The 18,233-nt window shown below is 55.8% G+C and carries 9 protein-coding genes and 1 other RNA gene; 6 read left to right on the top strand and 4 right to left on the bottom strand.

The window, feature by feature from the left end; translation table 11 throughout:
• Positions 1–114: 114 nt before the first annotated feature.
• Both Poly59_RS22410 and Poly59_RS22405 read right to left on the bottom strand, forming a co-directional pair.
• Positions 115–3,696 carry a hybrid sensor histidine kinase/response regulator gene (locus Poly59_RS22410; RefSeq protein WP_186776452.1) on the bottom strand — a complete coding sequence of 1,194 codons (3,582 nt, stop codon included), beginning with the start codon at positions 3,694–3,696 and terminating at the stop codon, positions 115–117.
• Positions 3,697–4,096: 400 nt separating this feature from the next.
• On the bottom strand, positions 4,097–5,467 hold the full coding sequence (locus Poly59_RS22405; RefSeq protein WP_246151860.1) for a sulfatase: 1,371 nt from the start codon (positions 5,465–5,467) through the stop codon (positions 4,097–4,099).
• Positions 5,468–5,891: 424 nt separating this feature from the next.
• On the opposite strand from Poly59_RS22405, the gene Poly59_RS22400 reads away from it, so the two are divergent.
• The 3 genes from Poly59_RS22400 to Poly59_RS22390 are packed head-to-tail and all read left to right on the top strand — an operon-like array spanning position 5,892 to position 12,622.
• A complete protein-coding gene (locus Poly59_RS22400) occupies positions 5,892–8,684 on the top strand; it encodes a PSD1 and planctomycete cytochrome C domain-containing protein (RefSeq protein ID WP_146536341.1) in 2,793 nt (930 codons plus the stop codon).
• On the top strand, positions 8,684–10,150 hold the full coding sequence (locus tag Poly59_RS22395) for a DUF1501 domain-containing protein (RefSeq protein WP_146536864.1): 1,467 nt from the start codon (positions 8,684–8,686) through the stop codon (positions 10,148–10,150). Before Poly59_RS22400 ends, Poly59_RS22395 begins: the two co-directional genes overlap by 1 nt.
• A 57-nt stretch (positions 10,151–10,207) precedes the next feature.
• Positions 10,208–12,622 carry a DUF255 domain-containing protein gene (locus tag Poly59_RS22390; protein ID WP_146536340.1) on the top strand — a complete coding sequence of 805 codons (2,415 nt, stop codon included), beginning with the start codon at positions 10,208–10,210 and terminating at the stop codon, positions 12,620–12,622.
• 58 nt (positions 12,623–12,680) lie between these two features.
• Here Poly59_RS22390 and odhB read toward each other — a convergent pair whose 3' ends face one another.
• The gene (gene odhB, locus Poly59_RS22385) at positions 12,681–13,982 is read right to left on the bottom strand and encodes a 2-oxoglutarate dehydrogenase complex dihydrolipoyllysine-residue succinyltransferase (RefSeq protein WP_146536339.1); all 1,302 of its coding nucleotides are present in this window, start codon (positions 13,980–13,982) and stop codon (positions 12,681–12,683) included.
• 364 nt (positions 13,983–14,346) lie between these two features.
• On the opposite strand from odhB, the gene Poly59_RS22380 reads away from it, so the two are divergent.
• Positions 14,347–15,516 carry an exonuclease/endonuclease/phosphatase family protein gene (locus Poly59_RS22380; protein WP_146536338.1) on the top strand — a complete coding sequence of 390 codons (1,170 nt, stop codon included), beginning with the start codon at positions 14,347–14,349 and terminating at the stop codon, positions 15,514–15,516.
• Positions 15,517–15,606: 90 nt separating this feature from the next.
• Positions 15,607–15,989: RNase P RNA component class A (gene rnpB, locus Poly59_RS22375), an RNA gene on the top strand.
• An 11-nt stretch (positions 15,990–16,000) separates the two neighbouring features.
• On the opposite strand, the gene Poly59_RS22370 is transcribed toward rnpB, so the two are convergent.
• Positions 16,001–16,987: an aldo/keto reductase gene (locus tag Poly59_RS22370; protein WP_146536337.1), complete on the bottom strand. Its 987-nt coding sequence runs from the start codon at positions 16,985–16,987 to the stop codon at positions 16,001–16,003.
• Positions 16,988–17,240: 253 nt separating this feature from the next.
• On the opposite strand from Poly59_RS22370, the gene Poly59_RS22365 reads away from it, so the two are divergent.
• Entirely contained in the window at positions 17,241–18,182 is a 942-nt protein-coding gene (locus Poly59_RS22365; protein WP_146536336.1) for a glycosyltransferase family protein, read from the top strand.
• The last annotated feature ends 51 nt before the right edge of the window (positions 18,183–18,233 follow it).

The raw sequence follows: 18,233 nt of genomic DNA, 5'->3' as shown, positions 1-18,233 counted from the left end.
ACGAACGTGCGCAAACGTGAGAGGAAGTTTGGTTCTGTTGCGCGTCTAATTGGTGCGTGACCGTGATCTTACGTTGGCTTTGAGCACGCCCTGCACCATCGTCGCCTCGATGAATTACCCCAGAATCTCTTGAAGCAACTTGCAAAGAGATTCCGCGGGTAGCGGCTTTTCAAGCGTCGCCGCAAAACCCATGGCTTGGTACGTCTCGGCGACATCTGACGCCAAGAAACCCGTCAATAGAACGACGGGAACATTTGAATGTTGACGTAATACTTGAAAGACGGCATCCGCGCGCATGTCGGGAAGTCGGAAATCTAATAACACCATGCTGACACGGCCGACGTGTTCCATGAAGACGTCAATTCCGTCTTGGCCGTTGCTAGCGGTTAGGACTTCATAACCCAGCGATTGAAGTAGGGTTTTTGTCGACTCTCGAATCATCCTTTCGTCATCAATGACGAGAATCGTTTGAGACGCTTCGAAGGTCTCAGGTTCGCTCAATCTTTGTTGCGATATTTCAGGAAGCCGCGATTGTCGAAATGGACTCGAGAGAGAGTCGTCTGGGATTTCGTCGCCACGCGGCGGCAGTTTCTCGTCCTGTGGAGGCACTGATTCTTTGCCGTGTAAAATCCCGTGGATCGTCGTGCGCAGTGTGGCAATCGTGAACGGTTTTTGTAGGAAGCTGGCGAGTCCTTTGCCTTTGAATCGCAGGAGTGCCTCGTGGGCATTGAAACCGCTCATGATCACCACGGGGACGTCCGGCCGCATTTGGCGCAGTTCGTTAAAAGTCTGTTCGCCGTCAATGTGCGGCATGATCAAGTCGAGCAGGACGATCGCGAACTTCGCGGGATTCGCTCGGAAGATTGTGATGGCTTCACGGCCATCAACGGCCAATACATAGTCGAACCCTAACAGAGGCATCATCCTGGCGATGGTGTTCCGCGCGGGTTCTTCGTCGTCGACCACAAGCACGACGCCCTGCCCCTGCCATGCTGGGCTGGCTTCCTGGGCTTCTTCAGTTTCCTCGGCGGTTTCGCGTGTTCCCGTCGATGCGGGAAAGAAAAGCTTGAACGAGGTGCCGTAGCCCAATTTCGAATCGACCCTCATCGCGCCCTTGTGACCGCGCACGATGCCTTGTACCGCGGCAAGTCCTAGTCCGCGCCCCGCGAATTTTGTAGTGAAGAAAGGATCAAAAATTCTTGCCTGCGTTTCCTCGCTCATCCCAGGACCGCTGTCGGATACTTCGAGGCAAACGTAATCGCCTGTTGGCAAATCAGGAAGCATCAGAGTGTCATCGGCGCAATCGCGATTGATTTGGGTAGCGCCAGTGGAAAAGCTGATCACGCCGTCGGTCTCGCCAATCGCTTCGGAGGCGTTGATCACCAGATTCATGATCACTTGTCGAATTTGAGTGGGATCCACGTCGACCGGAGGCAGTCCTGGCTGAAGGTGAAAACGGAGCACTGCCTTTTGGTTGATCGAGATTTGCAGCATCTGTGTGGTTTGCTCGACAAGTTCGCCAAGGTCGAGCGTCCGAATCTCGAAGCGACCACGTCCCGAGTAGGCGAGCATTTGCTTGCACAGATCGGCGGCGCGCAGTGATGCCTCGTTAATATTTCCCAGGCAGTCTTGCACGGACGAATCCGACGGTAGCTTCAACTGAGCAACGCTAACGTTTCCAAGGATGGCCGTTAACAGGTTGTTGAAATCATGCGCGATGCCGCCTGCAAGGACACCGAGACTTTCGAGCCTCTGCGTTTCCTGCATTTTGCCCGCGAGTGCTTCACGTTCGATTTGGGCGTGTCGGCGCAGAGTGATGTCTTGAAAAGTGCCAACCAGTTTGACCACCTTCCCGTCTTCGCCCTCGACGGCGGACGCCTGGGCCCTCACCCAGATGTTCCGGCCCGTGGCGGTGCTCATCGGCAACTCGAGATCCCACGGCGTGCCCTTTTCGATTCCGGCCTTTACTTTGGCCTCGATGATTGGCCGCGCCTCGGGGGCATAGAAGGCGATCGCCTGATCGAGGCTGGGCGGCGAGGTCGGTTCGATCTCATGGATGCGAAAAGTTTCCGTTGACCAGAACAATTCTTTTGTTCTGAGGTCTAATTCCCAGCCGCCGACCTTTGCCATCCGACTGGTGCGCTCGAGCAGATCCGTTGTAGAGGCGAGTTCCCACTGCGCACGCTTGAGTTCAGTGATGTCCTTCACCGTCGCACAGTAACTGACCGTTTCGCCGGTGTCATTTTTTACACTCGATGGGCTAACGATCACCGGAAAACGCTCTCCATTTCGACGCATGAAGGTCAGCTCGAAATGCGCCGCCGCGCCGTCAAGGGTCTCTGTCAGAGCAGCTTGAATCCGCTCATATTCCTCGGGTGGCCAATAGGGATAGGGAGCGTTGAGCCCGATGAGTTCCTCACGCGAAAACCCGGTCATCTCGCAAAAGGCTGGGTTCACATCCGATTGCACACCGTTTTCATCCAGCACGCAAAATCCATCCTGCATCGACCTGATCAAACTGCCCGTGAGCTCAGCAGCGGTGCTGAGCGACGCCTCGGCCCGCTTCTGCTCCGTGATGTCTACCATAATGCCGCACAGGAGCCTCGGCACGCCTTGCTCGACCAGCACCGTGGCGATGTCTCGCAGCCAGACCACACGACCGTCAGCCGCAAGCATGCGATATTCGAAATCGTGATTCCGTCCCTGTCGGGTGCACGTCATGCAATGTTCTGTGGCGGCAGCTCGGTCGGCGGGATGGATATGGTTCACCCAGAATCCCGGCTCCATCCATTTCTCGACCGGGTAACCCAGCAACCGCTCGGCCTGTTCGCTGACAAACTTGAATTCAATCGTCTGCGCATCGGCTTCCCAAACAATGCCCTCGACGGAACTGACGAGTTGTTCGAATCGTCGTCGGGATTTCTCTAGGGCGGCCTCGGTTTTCTTGCGCTCGGTGATATCGATAATGCTGCCTCGCACTACCGTGCGTCCGCCGATCTCCATGCGCAGCAGACGGACTTCGCATGGGATGTCGCGACCTTCCGCGTCGCGGTGCGTCCACTCGAAAACGGGCGTCTCGCCCGCCATTGCTCGGGCGAGAAACTCTTCGCCTTTCTCGCTGGACAGCCTACCGTCTGGCTGTGTGGGTGGGCTCAGCTCCATCGGTCCGATGTTGGCAAGTTCGGCAGCGGACATTTTGAACAGCCGCTCGGCCGCCGGATTGACGTTCGCGACCCAGTTGGCGTTGGGGTCTGCGAGCATGATGGCCTCGGGTGCGTGCTCGATCAACTTGCGAAAGCACTCCTCGCTGACTCGCAACAGTCGTTCTGCTTTCTTGCGTTCGCGCTGTCGCACCAGAAAAAAAAACGCCGCAATCAGGAGTCCGGCCAAGATCGGTAGGAAGTATTTCAGCGAGTCTCGGAGAGTGATCTCACGCGATCCAAAGCCGCCGAAACGTTGCTCATTCAAAGTGTCGTCAATGCCGGCCGTTTCGGCGGTGGCGAGCCCTTCGTTCACTTCCGCGAGCAGTTTCAGATCAACAGCTAGGTTGTCGACCAGCACGTCGATATGCCCGGCGTCGAATTGTTTGGCAAGCGGCATCGCCGAATTGTTCTGAGCCTGCGAGATTCCCGCCGCCATCAAGAACGCTATCGCCATCGCCCAACGGAACGCTGCCAAATGTTGTTTTCCTATCACGCCGATTACCATGAAAGAACAGGAACCTCTTAACTTGATCTGCGTTCAAGCGGTGCTCACCCTCAATGAAATTTTGCATACCAGTGTATGGTATCGCTTTCGCATTCGAGCATTCCACCCCTGCATGACATCGCTGTCCGCAAATCGGAGAAACAAGTGCTTCTGGGACGATGCTGTTGAAGATGCCACCGCTTCCTTGGTTCGAAAACCGCGGAAACTCGGACGGTCTCAGTGGTTGCAAATTCGCTGTCGTCGCAAACACCAGCTGACGACGCCGGCCCAGTTATCGTCCCTGCCATCGGCAGTTGTCCGTGAGACTGCAGTGATCAGCAATCGGGAAAGGGGCGTCGTATGGTTCATACAATAATTCTCTTTCCCTGTTTCGATTTCCGCGCGCTTGTTACAGATCGTTGTCGCGGACTTCGGCCAGCTTTTTTGCGAGCTTGGTCTGCAGTCTTGTGACGGTATCGGCGTGCTCTTTTGAGGTCGCCAAGTTCGTGAACTGTTTCGGATCGGCGTTCATGTCAAAGAGTTCTTGGCCTCGCGTGCCGTCCTCTTCGTATTGCAAGTACGCCCAGCGGTCTTCGCGAATTAGGAAACCTTTGCTGGACGGCGCAACGCTGAACGCGGCTTCACGCACTGTCACGGTCGGATCGTCAAGCATCCTTGAAATGTCCTTGCCTTGCAGACGCGTTGGAACGTCTAAACCACAAAGACTCGATAGAGTCGGATACAGGTCTATCAGTTCAACGAGGCTGTCGCAGGTTGCGGGTTGCTTGCCAGGGACACTGATGATCAGCGGCACTGATGCCGATTCCTCATGCAGCGAAACCTTGGCCCAAAAGTCATGTTCGCCCAGGTGATAGCCATGATCACTGGTGAAGATCACGATTGTGTTGTCTTCAAGTCCGGCGCGGCGCAGTCCATCCAAAACCTTTCCAACTTGCGCGTCCATGAAAGCGACGGAAGCGTAGTAGCCGCCGACCGCTTTCTTTTGCCGTCTCAAATCCATTTTCATGTTCTTGCTTGTTTTGTAGTTGATGCCCGGTCGCGGAATGTCGTCCCAGTCACCGACAAGTTTTTCTGGCAACTGAATGTTCTGATACGGTTTGAATGGCGAGTAATACGATCTCGGTGCGACGAATGGCACGTGCGGACGCACGAAGCCGACGCCCAACCAGAACGGTTCGTCGCGATGCTGTTGCAACAGCTCGACCGCTTTGGCCGACGTCTTGCCATCGCTGTGGACCATGTCGTCACCATCCGCTTCGACGACCACGAAGGTGTTTCCGCCCACGACGGGCTTCTTGCCATCAGCATTGTTTTCCAGCGTTTCGCCATCCCCGGGCGCCCTCCATTCCGGTCCAGGACTGTTGAATCGCTCAGTCCACGATCGTTCATCGTCGGCTCCGTTGCCGCCGTCATGGTCACGTCCATCGCCGCGTTCTTCGATTCCGCCCGGCACGCCCATGTGAAAAATTTTGCTTACCCGCGCTGCGTAATAACCGTTGTTTTTGAAATGCTGGGACCAAGTCGCTCGATCGCCGATTTGAGGACGCGGATTTTTGTATCCCAACACACCCGTCGCATGCGGGTAGTAGCCTGACATGAACGAAGCCCGCGACGGACCACAGTAAGTACCTTGGCAATAGGCTCGGGTGAAACGCGTGCCTCGGGCGGCAAGCGAATCGATGTTTGGTGTTTGAACGACGGAGTTGCCGTAACACGACAGTGCTGTTGAAGTCAGGTCATCTGAGATGATGAACAGCACGTTCGGTCGATCTGCTGCTGAACTAAAATATGAGTCACCGACCCAAAATCCAAAAATTATCGAGGCTACAAAAAGGCACCATTTCATGTTTGTTTCCGAAGTCAATAGAAGTGAGTCAGCGTTGAACCGGACATCTTAGGAAGTCCACAGTGACGAAACAAACAGGAAACAACGCAATGAAGAATTCAGTAAGACTGAAGCCGGTGGTTCAGATATCCACAAAACGAGAAAGAGTTGGCGTTGGTCCGTCGTAGTGTTAAGCTGGTTAGCCCCTTCGATCACGAGATATTGATAGAGACAATCGCACCGACTGGTCCGAACTTGCTCGACGCGAATTTTGAATCGACTCTGGTTCCTGCCCCACCAACAAAAAATAAAGCCTGCTGATAGCTTTGTTTTCCCTCCCTTTTGATTGCCTCAATCTATGGCAGGTCTTTTAATTCGATCGATCTCCTTCATCGCGATGACCATCGTCGGCTGTTGCTACGCCGTCGCAAACGAGACGGTGGAATTCACAAGCGACGTTCAGCCGATCCTGGACCAGCATTGCTCGCATTGTCATGGCAGTGAAGAACAAAACAGTGGCCTGCGGCTGGATCGTCGTAGTTCGATGCTGCGTGGCGGTGACGTTGGCGTCGCGACGGTCGTTCCTGGCAATCCCGACGACAGTTTCTTGATCGCCGTGGTGACCGGCACGAACGATCTCGAAATGCAGATGCCACCCGACGGTGAACGTCTTTCGGCAGCCGAAATCGAAACGCTGAAAAAGTGGGTCACCGATGGTGCGCCTTGGCCAGGCCAGATGGATGCGACCGCTGATGACATTGATTCGAACCTATGGTCGCTTGAGCCTATCAAAACGTTCCGCAGTGAAACGGTAAGCGGCGCTTCAACCGACGGTGGCGGTTTCGAGTCGGTGATCGACCAAATGATCGCAAAGAGGTTGGGCGAGTCCGACTTGTCGCTTTCGCCGTGTGCTGATCCCACGACGCAACTGCGGCGACTCAGTCTGGTCATCACCGGGTTGCCGCCGACCCCGGACCAGGTAGCACTGTTCCTTGATGACCCGGACGGCGTCGAAGCTGGCTACGAAAAGGCCGTCACTCGGCTTCTTGATTCACCGGCGTATGGCGAACGTTGGGCGCAGCACTGGCTCGACGTGATTCGGTGGGCTGAAACGGTCGGCTTCGAAACCAACTCGCCGCGGCCCAATGCGTGGCCCTATCGGGACTGGGTGATCGATTCGCTGAACCATGACAAGCCTTATGATCAGTTCGTTTTCGAACAAATTGCGGGCGACACCGTTGGCGAAGACGCCGCGTTGGGATTTCTGGTTTCCGGCCCCGCCAACTTGCCCGGCCAGATCGGTCGCGACGATGAAGCGATGCGTCAAGCTCGCCAAGATGAACTGGACGAGGTCATTCAAACGGTCAGCCAAAGTGTGCTGGGACTCACCGTTGGCTGCGCCCGCTGTCACAACCACAAGTTTGATCCAATCCTGCAACGCGATTACTACTCGATGCAAGCGATCTTTGCAGGACTAAGTTTCGGCGAGCGAAGACTTCGGGGGAAAACGAATGACGAATTTGCGGCGAAAGTACCCGCAGCACGCGATCGGTTGGAAAAATTAACGGATGAATCGGATCAACTGCGAATCTCGTTGTCGCTCGAAACGCCGCTTGATTCGCTTCACACTGAAACGATCGACCCAGTGACCACTTCATCCGTACGGATGGAGATCGCTGCGACGGGCAACAACGGACCGGCTTCGCTTTACGAGTTCGAAGTTTGGTCAGGCGAAACTAACGCGGCGTTGGCGACGGCGGGCGCGACCGCATCGGCGTCAAGTTTCGAACTGGCCAATCAGACACGTCATCACGATAATCTGATCGATGGACTAACCGATCGTCGTCAAGCGTTTCCTTGGGTTGCCAGTAGAAAGGGCCCCGCTTGGATTCAGATTGATTTTCCTGAACCGACCACGATCGATCGAGTCGTTTGGGATCGTGGCAGCAGTCAACCAGCAGACTATGTGTTGAAGGTGCTGGACGGTGGTTCGGGCGATTGGCTCGTCGTAGCCGATACCGGCAATCGATACTTGCGTGAAGACGACACTCGGCCAGCCAAAGACGTCACGCTGTCCGGCAAGACGCCCGAGCAAGTCGAATTAATCGTCAAGGCCAACGCGAATCTTCGATCCGCGCGTGCCAACTTGAAACGTTTGACGGCTGGTCCGAAAGTTTTCGCCGCTTCGTTCAGTGATTCGCCAGAACCAACATGGTTGCTGCATCGCGGTGATCCCATGAATCGCCGCGAGCAAGTAGTGCCTGCGATCCCGAGGATCTTGGGTGACTTGCAATTGAAAGCCGATGAACCCGAAGTCAATCGGCGTGTCTCACTTGCCCGCGACCTGACCAGGCAAGATCATCCGTTGACATCACGAGTGATCGTCAATCGAGTTTGGCAACACCACTTTGGCGAAGGACTGGTGGATACGTCCAGCGATTTTGGCGAGATGGGCTCGCGTCCTTCACATCCCGAATTGCTCGACGCTTTAGCGTCCAACTTTGTTCATGGCGGATGGTCGCTCAAGAGTCTGCATCGCCAGATCGTCATGTCGGATACGTTTCGCCAATCCAATCGGCCCTACGCCGCTGGGACGACGGTCGATGCCGATTCTCGATTACTTTGGCGATATCCGCCTCGCCGGTTAGAGGCCGAATCGATTCGCGACAGCATTTTGCAAGCTAGTGGAAAATTGAATCGGCAACCCGGTGGCCCTGGTTTCAATCTGTTCAAACAGCGTGGCGGTTTAGCTGACTACCAGCCGATCGAAACGTTCGATGAAAGTGGATGGCGGCGGATGATTTACGCGCACAAAATCCGCATGCAGTCCGTTGATGTATTCGGTGCGTTCGACTGTCCAGATGCGGGACAGATGCAGCCCAAGCGAACTCGCTCGATCACGCCAACTCAGTCACTTGGACTGCTGAACAGTCCGTTCGTGTTGCAACAAGCGAAATTTTTTGCCGATCGAGTTCGTGCCGAAGCCGGTGACTCGGTCAGCGATCAGGTGAGTTGTGCGCTGGCGATCGCGTACTCTCGCCCGCCGGATGTAGCCGAAACAAAACGGTTGGTCCAGTTCGTTGAAACCGAGAGTCTCGCCGAACTGTGTCGCGTGTTGATCAATTCCAGTGAGTTCCTGTACATCCCATGATGCATTCACAATTAAAACAGTTCAACATCGGCCGACGCCAGTTGATCTCCGGTGCAGCCGGTGGTTTGGCATCGATCGCATTGGCTTCGTTGATGACCGAAGCATCAGAGGCATCAGAGGCATCGGAATCGAACCGTCCGAAAATTGATCCCGCCAATCCGTACTTGCCTCGCTCGCCCCATTTTGCGGCCAAGGCGAAGAACGTGATCGTGGTCTTCTGTTCGGGGGCACTCAGCCACGTTGACACCTTTGACTACAAGCCTGAGCTGATCCGATTGGATGGGCAACCACTGCCGGGGAACGAGAAGCTGGTTTCATTCCAAGGTCCGAACGGCAATCTGACGAAGCCACTCTGGCAGTTTCGCCCGCGCGGTCAATCGGGGAAAATGGTCTCGGATCTTGTGCCACATATCGGCGACCTTTCTGATGACATTTGTTACTTCCATTCGTTGACGAACAAGTCGAACACGCATGGGCCGGCTGAAAACGTCATGAACACCGGCTTTGCGTTTGACGGATTCCCAAGCATGGGGGCGTGGATCAACTTTGGGCTTGGTAGCGAGAACCAGAATTTGCCAGCGTTTGTGGCGATCGAAGATCCTCGCGGAATGCCTCAGTCGGGGCCGAACAACTGGGCCAGCGGTTTCTTACCAGCCGCTTTTCAAGGCACGCCGCTTAGCACGACCAAGCCGATTCGTTTTCTGGATCGACCGGCTTCGATCTCGGCAAAAACGGACCGCTCGTCTCGTGAGCTTCTGCGTTTTTTAGAACAATCGCACCAAAACCGTTTTCCTGGCGATCAACAGCTTGCGGCAAGAATTGCCAGTTACGAGCTTGCCGCACGGATGCAGTTGCACGTTCCCGACGTCGTTGATCTTTCAACCGAACCTGAGCACATTCGGAAATTATACGGCGCTGATAGTGCCAACAAAGATAAGGCCGCGTTCGCCAATAACTGCATTCTGGCTCGGCGGCTTGTCGAAAACGGAGTGCGGTTTGTTCAGATCTTCAACGGAGCCTACGCGTCGGGTGGGCGAATCAATTGGGACGGGCACAGCAAGCTGAAAGAACAGTATGACGTGCACGGCGAGATTTTAGATCAACCAGTGGCAGGTCTGCTTCGTGACTTGAAACAGCGAGGCTTGCTGGACTCGACGTTACTCGTTTTTGCGACCGAGTTTGGGCGAATGCCAATGTTTCAGGCCGGTACGCTCGGTCGTGACCACAACCCGTTAGGGTTTACGTGTTGGATGGCGGGTGCAGGAGTCAAACGCGGACACAGTTATGGCGCAACGGACGAGTTTGGTTTTCGGGCGACCGAGAACGTCACCACGATCCACGATTTCCACGCGACGATCTTGCACCTGTTAGGTTTCGATCACAAACGTCTGACGCATTACCATAACGGAATCCAGCGGCGTCTGACTGATGTTCATGGTCGTGTCATTCACGACGTTCTCGCCTGAGTGGTTGCTGTTTGATCTTTCGCAACGCCCTACTCGCATTCTCAAGAGCCCGCTGTGATGAATCTTCGACGTGCGATGGCTTGCTTGGTTGTTTTGCTGTTTGCGATTGGGCAAGGATCGTTTTCCTTTTCGCAAGAAGATGCGACGATGCACAAGCACACCAACAAGTTGATCGACGAAACCAGTCCGTACTTGTTGCAGCACGCGCATAACCCGGTCGATTGGTATCCGTGGGGGCCGGAAGCTTTTGCGAAAGCAAAGAAGGAGAACAAACCAGTTTTTCTTTCGATCGGTTATTCAACGTGTTACTGGTGCCACGTGATGGAACGAGAATCGTTCGAACGCGAGGATGTGGCGGAGGTTATGAATGCGAACTACGTCTGCATTAAAGTGGATCGCGAAGAACGGCCGGATCTTGATCAACAGTTCATGATCGCAACCCAGCTTGTCACAAGAGGCAGCGGAGGTTGGCCGAACTCGGTTTGGTTGACTCCAGATGGCAAGGCGTGGATGGCGGGCACCTACTTCTCTCACGATTCGTTCAAGCGAATCTTGTCGCAGTTGTCCGGCATCTGGAAAACGCGAAATGACGAAGTGATGAAGCAAGCCGGTGCGATCACGGACATGATCAGCCGCGCCGGTCAGTCGCCGGACAGTACCAAGCCTGCGTCGAAAGAGTTGATCAGCGTTGCGATCGAGGCATTGAAGTCTCGTTTCGATTCGGTGGAAGGCGGATTTGGCGGCGCGCCAAAATTTCCGCCTCATTCGGCGCTGGCTTTGTTAGTCGATCAGCACCGCCGAGAACCGGACGCTGCGGTGCTAAAGATGATCAACACAACTCTGACGAAAATGTCGCGTGGCGGTGTCCACGATCAAATTGGCGGTGGCTTTCATCGGTATTCAACCGACGCAAAATGGTTGCTGCCGCACTTTGAAAAGATGCTGTACGACAATGCGCAACTGATGCGCGCCTACACTGATGGCTATTTGCTCTCCGAAGACGATTCGTATTTGGCAGCGGTTGATGGGATTGTCGAATGGTTGAGTCGCGAAATGACCTCGCCCGAAGGAGGCTTCTATTCGGCGATTGATTCGGAAAGTGATGCCACGGAGGGCAAGTACTACGTTTGGACGCGAGACGAAATCGTATCGGTACTTGGAAAAGACGACGCGGATGTGTTCGCCGGCGTCTATGGCGTTTTAGCCGATGGTAACTTTCACGATGAAGCCAGTGGGGAGCAGTCGACTAGCAACATTCTGCATCTGCCAAAGCCGATTTCGCAATTCGCGGCCGCGGCAAAGCTTGACGAGAGTGAATTAGAGGTGCGTTTGTCCGCAATGCGTTCGAAGTTGTTGGCGGAACGGCAAAAGCGACTCTATCCGCACTTGGATGACAAGGTGTTGGCGGCTTGGAACGGGCTAATGATCGAATCGCTTGCCTATGCCGGACGTACGTTGGAACGTCCTGACTATGTCGAGGCGGCGCGACGGGCGGCGGATTTTGTATTGGGGTCGATGATCATTGATGGTCGTTTGCAGCGGACTTCACGCGGCGGTCAATCAAAGCTGGATGGATACTTGAATGATCATGCCTTCATGGCGGCCGCGCTGTTGGAATTGCATCGTGCCACCGAAGAAGCAAAGTACTTGGACGCTGCGATTGATCTTGCTGATCGAATGTTGGCCGACTTTCAAGACGAACAGGCGGGCGGGTTTTTCTTTACCTCAAGATCTGCGAATCACGCCGCTGGAAACGAACAGAATGATTTTGTGATTCGGTCGAAGAATCTTGGCGGCGGCGGTAATCTGCCGTCCGGCAACGGCATCGCTGCTCGAGTGATGCTGGAACTGGCGACTTTGACGGGTGATGCAAAGTACCGCGAGGCTGCCAATCGAACCATCGAAGGGTTGGCCGGATCGCTCTGGGCGTCTGCCGGCAACGCAGATGAGTTGCTGGTCGCGCTGGCGATGCAGCTAGAAACTGGCGCGGCTGTAGCTTCGGCCGCTGGAGTCACCGTGAACGATTCACTCAGCGATGCGGATTTGCGATTTACTGCTAACGCGATCGTGGGCGAGTTATTTGCTTCACAAATTCGGGTTGGGCGCGGCGAAACGGTCGACTTCGCAATTCGCTTGTCGATCGAACCTGGTTGGCACTTGTACGGAGACAATCCTGGCGTCGATTTCGTTCAGTCGACGACGCTGGACATTTCATCCGCCGAGCCGTTCTTTGATGCGAAGATTGCCACGCCGAAGGGGACGAGGAAACTTGATGAAGTGCTGAAGCAGAACTTGGTTCTGTACCAGGGCGAAGTCACATTCCGAGCCACGGTGCAAATAGCGGGTGATGCACCGCTTGGGAAACAGCCGTTGACGTTCACGTTACGGTCGCAGGCGTGTGATGCAAGTCGCTGTATCGCGCCGCAAACCACGGACGCGGTTTTTGAGATCGAAGTTGTTGATCATTCGTAGCTCAGGCTGCTAGCCCGAAATGCAGGCGGGCAGCCCGTACTACGAAAAGTGCATTGTCTTACAGTTCCAAGAACAACCGTGCGGGTTCTTCGATCACTTCTTTGATCGTTTTTAGGAAGCCGACTGCTTCGCGGCCATCAACAATGCGGTGATCGTAGGTCAGTGCGATGTACATCATCGGCCGGATCACGACTTGTCCGTCGATTGCAACGGGACGATCTTGGATCGAGTGCAGACCCAGGATGCCGCTTTGTGGCGGATTGACGATTGGCGTCGACAACAGCGATCCGTAGACACCACCGTTAGAGATGGTGAAGGTGCCACCCATCAAGTCTTCGGGTTGTAGGCGATTTTCGCTGGCCTGTTTTGCAAACCCAGCGATCGTGCCTTCGATGTCGGCGAACGACATCCGTTCGACATTGCGCAAGATCGGCACCACCAATCCTTTGCCGCCGCCGATGGCGACGCCAATGTCTTGATAGTTTCGATAGATCGCGTTGCCATCACGGATTTCCGCGTTGACGGCTGGAAACTTGCGTAGTGCTTCGACGGCCGCTTTGGCAAAGAAGGACATGAAGCCCAGTTTGACGCCGTGACGTTCGACAAAGCGGTCTTTGTATTCCTTGCGAATTTGCATGGTCGGCGACATGTCGACTTCGTTGAACGTCGTCAACAACGCGGCGGTCTGCTGGGCCTCGACCAAACGAGTTGCAATCGTGCGGCGAAGCATCGACAGCGGTTTGACTTCCTCGGTTCGGTGGGCTGGCCCGTCGGTCACCAACGATGCAGCGGATTCGCGGCGCGGTGCGGCCACCGCGGTCGGCGGTTTCGCTGGTGCTGCGGCAGGTGGTGCAGCGGCTGGTCGGTTTTGGACGAACGCCTGGACGTCTTCCTTGAGCAACCGTCCACCGGGTCCCGTCGCGGGAACGTCAGCCGCACGGAGCCCGTGGGTGTCGAGCAAACGCTGAGCGGCGGGCATCACAAACGCGGCGGCAGTTCCGGTGCCGGATGATGCAGGACTTGGTGCGGAACTTGGTACAGGCGCAGCCTGGGGAGCTGGCGCCGCGGCGGCCGCAGGCGGTGCTGCGGCAGGAGCCGATCCGCCGGCCGGTTGCTCGGCGACTCGGATTGTTGCGATGACTTCGCCGATCACCGCAAACTCTTCGCTTTGTTTGGCGATGCTTTCCAAGAACCCCGACGATGGAGCCGGAATTTGGACCGATGCCTTTTCGGTTTCAATTTCTACGAGATCTTCACCCGACGCGACCCAATCGCCTTCGGCCTTGAGCCATTGGCCAATTTGAACTTCGCTGATGGATTCGCCAACGGTGGGGACTTCGACCTGGATCGTTTCGCTCACGAGAACCGTCTATGGAATTGAAGGGTAGGAAGAGGCAAAATTGCTGCCGTCAAAATAGCAAGTCGCCGCTCCCACGCCCAGCGGAAGAAGGCCACTGTCGTCGCCGAAATCCGAGTGGTGCGTCACCCTGTCAGTGCCAAGTCCTGTGACCGGCAGTGCCAGCAGAACCGGCTGGGCCGGCCGATTTAGTCGCTCGGATTCTAGCGGCCATGACGACAGCGGCTTTTCGCGACGGTTGAGCTCACCTGGTTTTGTCGATTTGCATGCATTTGATCTGCCGAGTTGATGGCGGAGTCCGTTTCGGTTCGATGCTGATCAAGGACCATGTTTTAATCCTTTAGCCCACCGACGTTAGTACGCCGTCATGTCAGATTCTCAAGGTGGAAGCCCAATCCAAGTCGCTGCCGTCGTCCTGTTAGTGGCCGGCGGAGGATGGTATTTTTTCAATCATTATGAAATCGCAGGATTGGACCGAGTCAGTGTGCTTGCCAAGGATGTGCCGCAAAGTGACGGCCAATTCGTTAACTACATCGAGGCACCTTACATCGACGAACGCGTCGAGATTGATCCCAATCGATCGGTCCCCGAAACCGAGTTCACCAATTTTGGCAGTCCCGCCAATCCAATCACACTGACGTCGCGGTCAAGTTCCGGCTTTGCGGTCGAAGGAATCCAAGATTTTTCGCCGCCCAAGACCTCGCTGCCGTCCGCCCAGACGCCATCTGCGCCGCCTCGTTACCGCAGCATCAAGGTTGCGTCGTGGGCCCTGGACGGTTTTGGTCCGACAAAGTTAAGCAATTTGACGGTCCGAAAGCACGTTGCCGCGGTCGTTCGCCAGTTCGACGTCATCGCGCTGCAGCAGATCGCGTCGATCGAACGAGACTTGATTCCGCGATTGGTCGAAATCATCAACGGCGGTCAAGTCGGCTCGAACTACCAGAACCGCTACGACTATGTGATTGGCGATTCGTCGGGACCCAATGGCCGCCAAGAACAGTTGGCGTTCATCTTTGACACCAACCAAGTCTTGGTCGACCGCCGGCAAACTTATACGGTCGAAGATCCGCAGAACCAAATGACTTACGATCCGTTGGTGGCAACCTTCCGAGCCGCCAAGCCGGACTCCCAGATTGCTTGGACGTTTTCGCTGGTGAATGTGCGAGTCGACTTGGCACGCGCTCAAAGCGAAGTCGCTTTGCTGCCCGGCATCATGAAGTCGGTCCGCGGCGACGGTCGCGGCGAGGATGACGTCATCATGCTGGGGCTGTTTCAAGCCGACGACGCGTACTTGATCCCCACCATGGGCGGCGGCTCGATGCGAGCGGCGGTGGTCGGACGTCCAACGGATATCTACAGCCGCTACCACACCTGTAACCTGTTGATCGACAACGTTTCGGCGAGCGAATTCTTGGGTCGGTCGGGCGTCTACGATTACGCCCGAGCTCAGGATATGAACCCGATCGAAGCGGAAGCCGTCACCAGCCATTTGCCAGTGTTCGCCGACTTCACCGCTCACGAAGGCGGCAAGCTGTAAAAAGCTGGAACGGAGAAAGCTCTCGATCACCCGGTCCTGTCACCCGGTCCCTAACACCTAATCGTCAAAACCGATAACCTAGGGATTCGGTGAGTGGGTGGGACGATCGCTGGTGGTACGAGTTATCACTGGAGGAAAGTCCGGGCTCCGCAGGACAGGATGGTCGATAACGTCGACCGGCCGTGAGGTTAGGGAAAGTGCAACAGAGAGTAGACCGCCGAACGGCGCTTTCGAGCGTGCGTGGTAAGGCTGAAACGGTGCGGTAAGAGCGCACCAGCGTTCGTGGTGACACGATCGGCTCGGTAAACCCCATCCGGAGCTAGACCAAACAGAATGAAGCGGCGGTCCGTCGCGTTCCATCATTCGGGTAGGTCGCAATTGAGGCGGCGAGCAATCGTCGTGCACAGATAAATGATCGTTGGCGAAAGTGCAAACTTTCGTTACAGAACCCGGCTTACAAACCCACTCGCCGTTTTTATCCTCATTACTTTCCGCTGTACCACACGCCGCGGTGCCATTGATGGCGCCGCAGTTGGATCAGCAAATCGTCGGGCAGATCTTTCAGTTGGCTGGTCCGTGTGTTCTGGTCCACTTGGGCAACCGATCGCATACCGGCGATCACCGTGCTGACCTCTGGCCGTGCCAGCACGAACTTCAGAGCCACGTCGGCCGGCGAGTACTGGTCCTGCAACCCGAACGCTTTCAAGTCCGCTCGAATCTTTTCGACTCGGTCCACCGTCCGCTGCATGCGGTCGCCTTCGAAGTATCGAGTGCGAAAATCATCGTCAGGGAACGAGTGCTCGCCGGAGTACTTGCCGGCCAGCGCACCCTCGTCCAGCGAGACTCGCACGATGACTCCTGTGCCTGTTTCGGCTGCGACTGGCAAGATCTGAGCCGCCGGTTCTTGTTCGAACAGGTTGAAGATGACCTGCACGACATCGACCAGACCGTCTCGCATCAGTTGAATCACACAAGATTGGTCTTGTTCGGGAGTGCTGACGCCGATCAGTCCAATTTTGCCTTCTTCGCGCATTTGGCGAAGCACCAACAGGGGCTGCGGGTCATCGTTCCAGGCTCGCGTCCAAGTGTGTAACTGCAGCAGATCAATTCGATCGGTGCCAAGGTTGTTCAGCCGCTGGTGAACGTTGTCGCGCAGGTAGGCGGCCGAGTATCGATCCTGCCAACGACAGTACGGGCTGGGGGGCCACGGACCGTCGGCCGGCGGCGTCTTGGTGGCGACAAAGACGCTTTCGCTGCGGTTCTTCAATGCTTTTGCAATCAGCCGCTCGCTGTGTCCGTCGCCGTAGCCCGCCGCGGTATCGATGAAGTTGACGCCGCGATCGATCGCCTGGTTGAGAGCTTTTAACGATGTCTCGTCATTTTGGTCGCCCCAACCGCCGCCGATCGCCCATGCGCCAAAGCCGATTTCCGATACCGCTGGCCCGTGGGCGCCGAGGGAGCGAGTGTGCATGTCAGAAAAGCTTTCGATCGAGGAGGGCGTGAAACTGTGCGAGCGTCAAATTGTGCCGGTTAGCGAACCGATTCAAAGGGGCCGAGCCAAAGTTCCCGTGATTCCCTTCACTGGACACCGAACGGCTCAATTCTGTGTGTCGCAGTACCCGAAAACTACCTCCAGACCGCGTTTTATTGGGATCCACCCGATTGAACGCCTCGAAAGCCGATTTTGGCGGACTTACTTCAGCATCTCTTGTTGGACGGTATTGGTGACAAAATTCCCTCCTATTCCGCGTTTATCGATTGTGGTTCCCGTTGGTCGCGATTTGGCGACGTTCGAGAAAACCTTGATCAGCGTTTTGGAAAACCAACCCGAAGCAGCCGAGATTCTCGTCTGCCACGATGGTCATTACGACGATCCATTTGAATTGGACGGCGAGGTTCGCTTCATCACGGGTGCGTCGAACAGCGTCGTGGATCTGGTTGCGGCCGGAGCCCTGGCGGCCAACGGTCGATTCGTACACGTTCTGGCTGGTGGCTTGCAAGCCACCGAAGGATGGACGGACTCGGCGATCGAGAAGTTCGAGATCTACGACGCCGGTGTGGTTGCTCCGGTGATTCGAAGCGCACTCGATCAGCAAATCTTAGCGGCCGGTTGGTCAGACACGGCAGGCCGACTTTGCAAAGCAAACGCGAGCACTCAGAACCAAGCATCGGCCAAAAGCCGGAAGGTCATTGGCGCGTACCTGTCGGCATCGTTTTGGCGCCGCGAAGTGATTCGTTCGGTCACCGAAACGTGCGACCTGCGGAATGAATTGGATGCGACCTACGCTTACGAATTGATGATCCGCGCGGCCGGTTGGCGATGTGAGTTGGCCGAGCAATCGAGCATCCTAAGCGAAGAGGATTCGGTTCCCTGCGATACCCCGTCGATGGGACGCGGCAAACGATTGCGAGCGATCCGGTCGTGCTTCTATCAAGGTGGTTGGTCGGTCGCTTGCAAGGCATCTGCGTTGGCGACGCTCGCAAACCTGTTGAATCCATCGATGTTGTCTGAATCCATCGGACAATCGCTGGCACCGACACTGGAATCGAAAATCGCCAAGTCGCTGCGAACCAGTGATGTCGTGCCTTGTAACGTCGATGAAGTCCGCATGATTCATCAGTTACCAACGGTCGGCATGGCTGCCGCTGTTCGGCGTGCTGCTTAGCCGAAAGGCAATGGGCTTAGTCAATCTGTCCAACCGCGACGTGGTTTCCCA

Origin of the sequence: Rubripirellula reticaptiva (assembly GCF_007860175.1) — a bacterium.
Taxonomy (GTDB): Bacteria; Planctomycetota; Planctomycetia; order Pirellulales; family Pirellulaceae; genus Rubripirellula; species Rubripirellula reticaptiva.
Note: the sequence above shows the minus strand (reverse complement) of the source record. Positions and strands in the feature narration are given on the sequence as shown.

Excerpts from the sequence above, each read along its gene's own strand:
- Poly59_RS22390 (WP_146536340.1), top strand. The coding sequence starts at position 10,208 with ATGAATCTTCGACGTGCGATGGCTTGCTTGGTTGTTTTGCTGTTTGCG.
- Poly59_RS22400 (WP_146536341.1), top strand. The coding sequence starts at position 5,892 with ATGGCAGGTCTTTTAATTCGATCGATCTCCTTCATCGCGATGACCATC.
- Poly59_RS22395 (WP_146536864.1), top strand. The coding sequence starts at position 8,684 with ATGCATTCACAATTAAAACAGTTCAACATCGGCCGACGCCAGTTGATC.
- Poly59_RS22380 (WP_146536338.1), top strand. The coding sequence starts at position 14,347 with ATGTCAGATTCTCAAGGTGGAAGCCCAATCCAAGTCGCTGCCGTCGTC.
- Poly59_RS22370 (WP_146536337.1), bottom strand. The coding sequence starts at position 16,987 with ATGCACACTCGCTCCCTCGGCGCCCACGGGCCAGCGGTATCGGAAATC.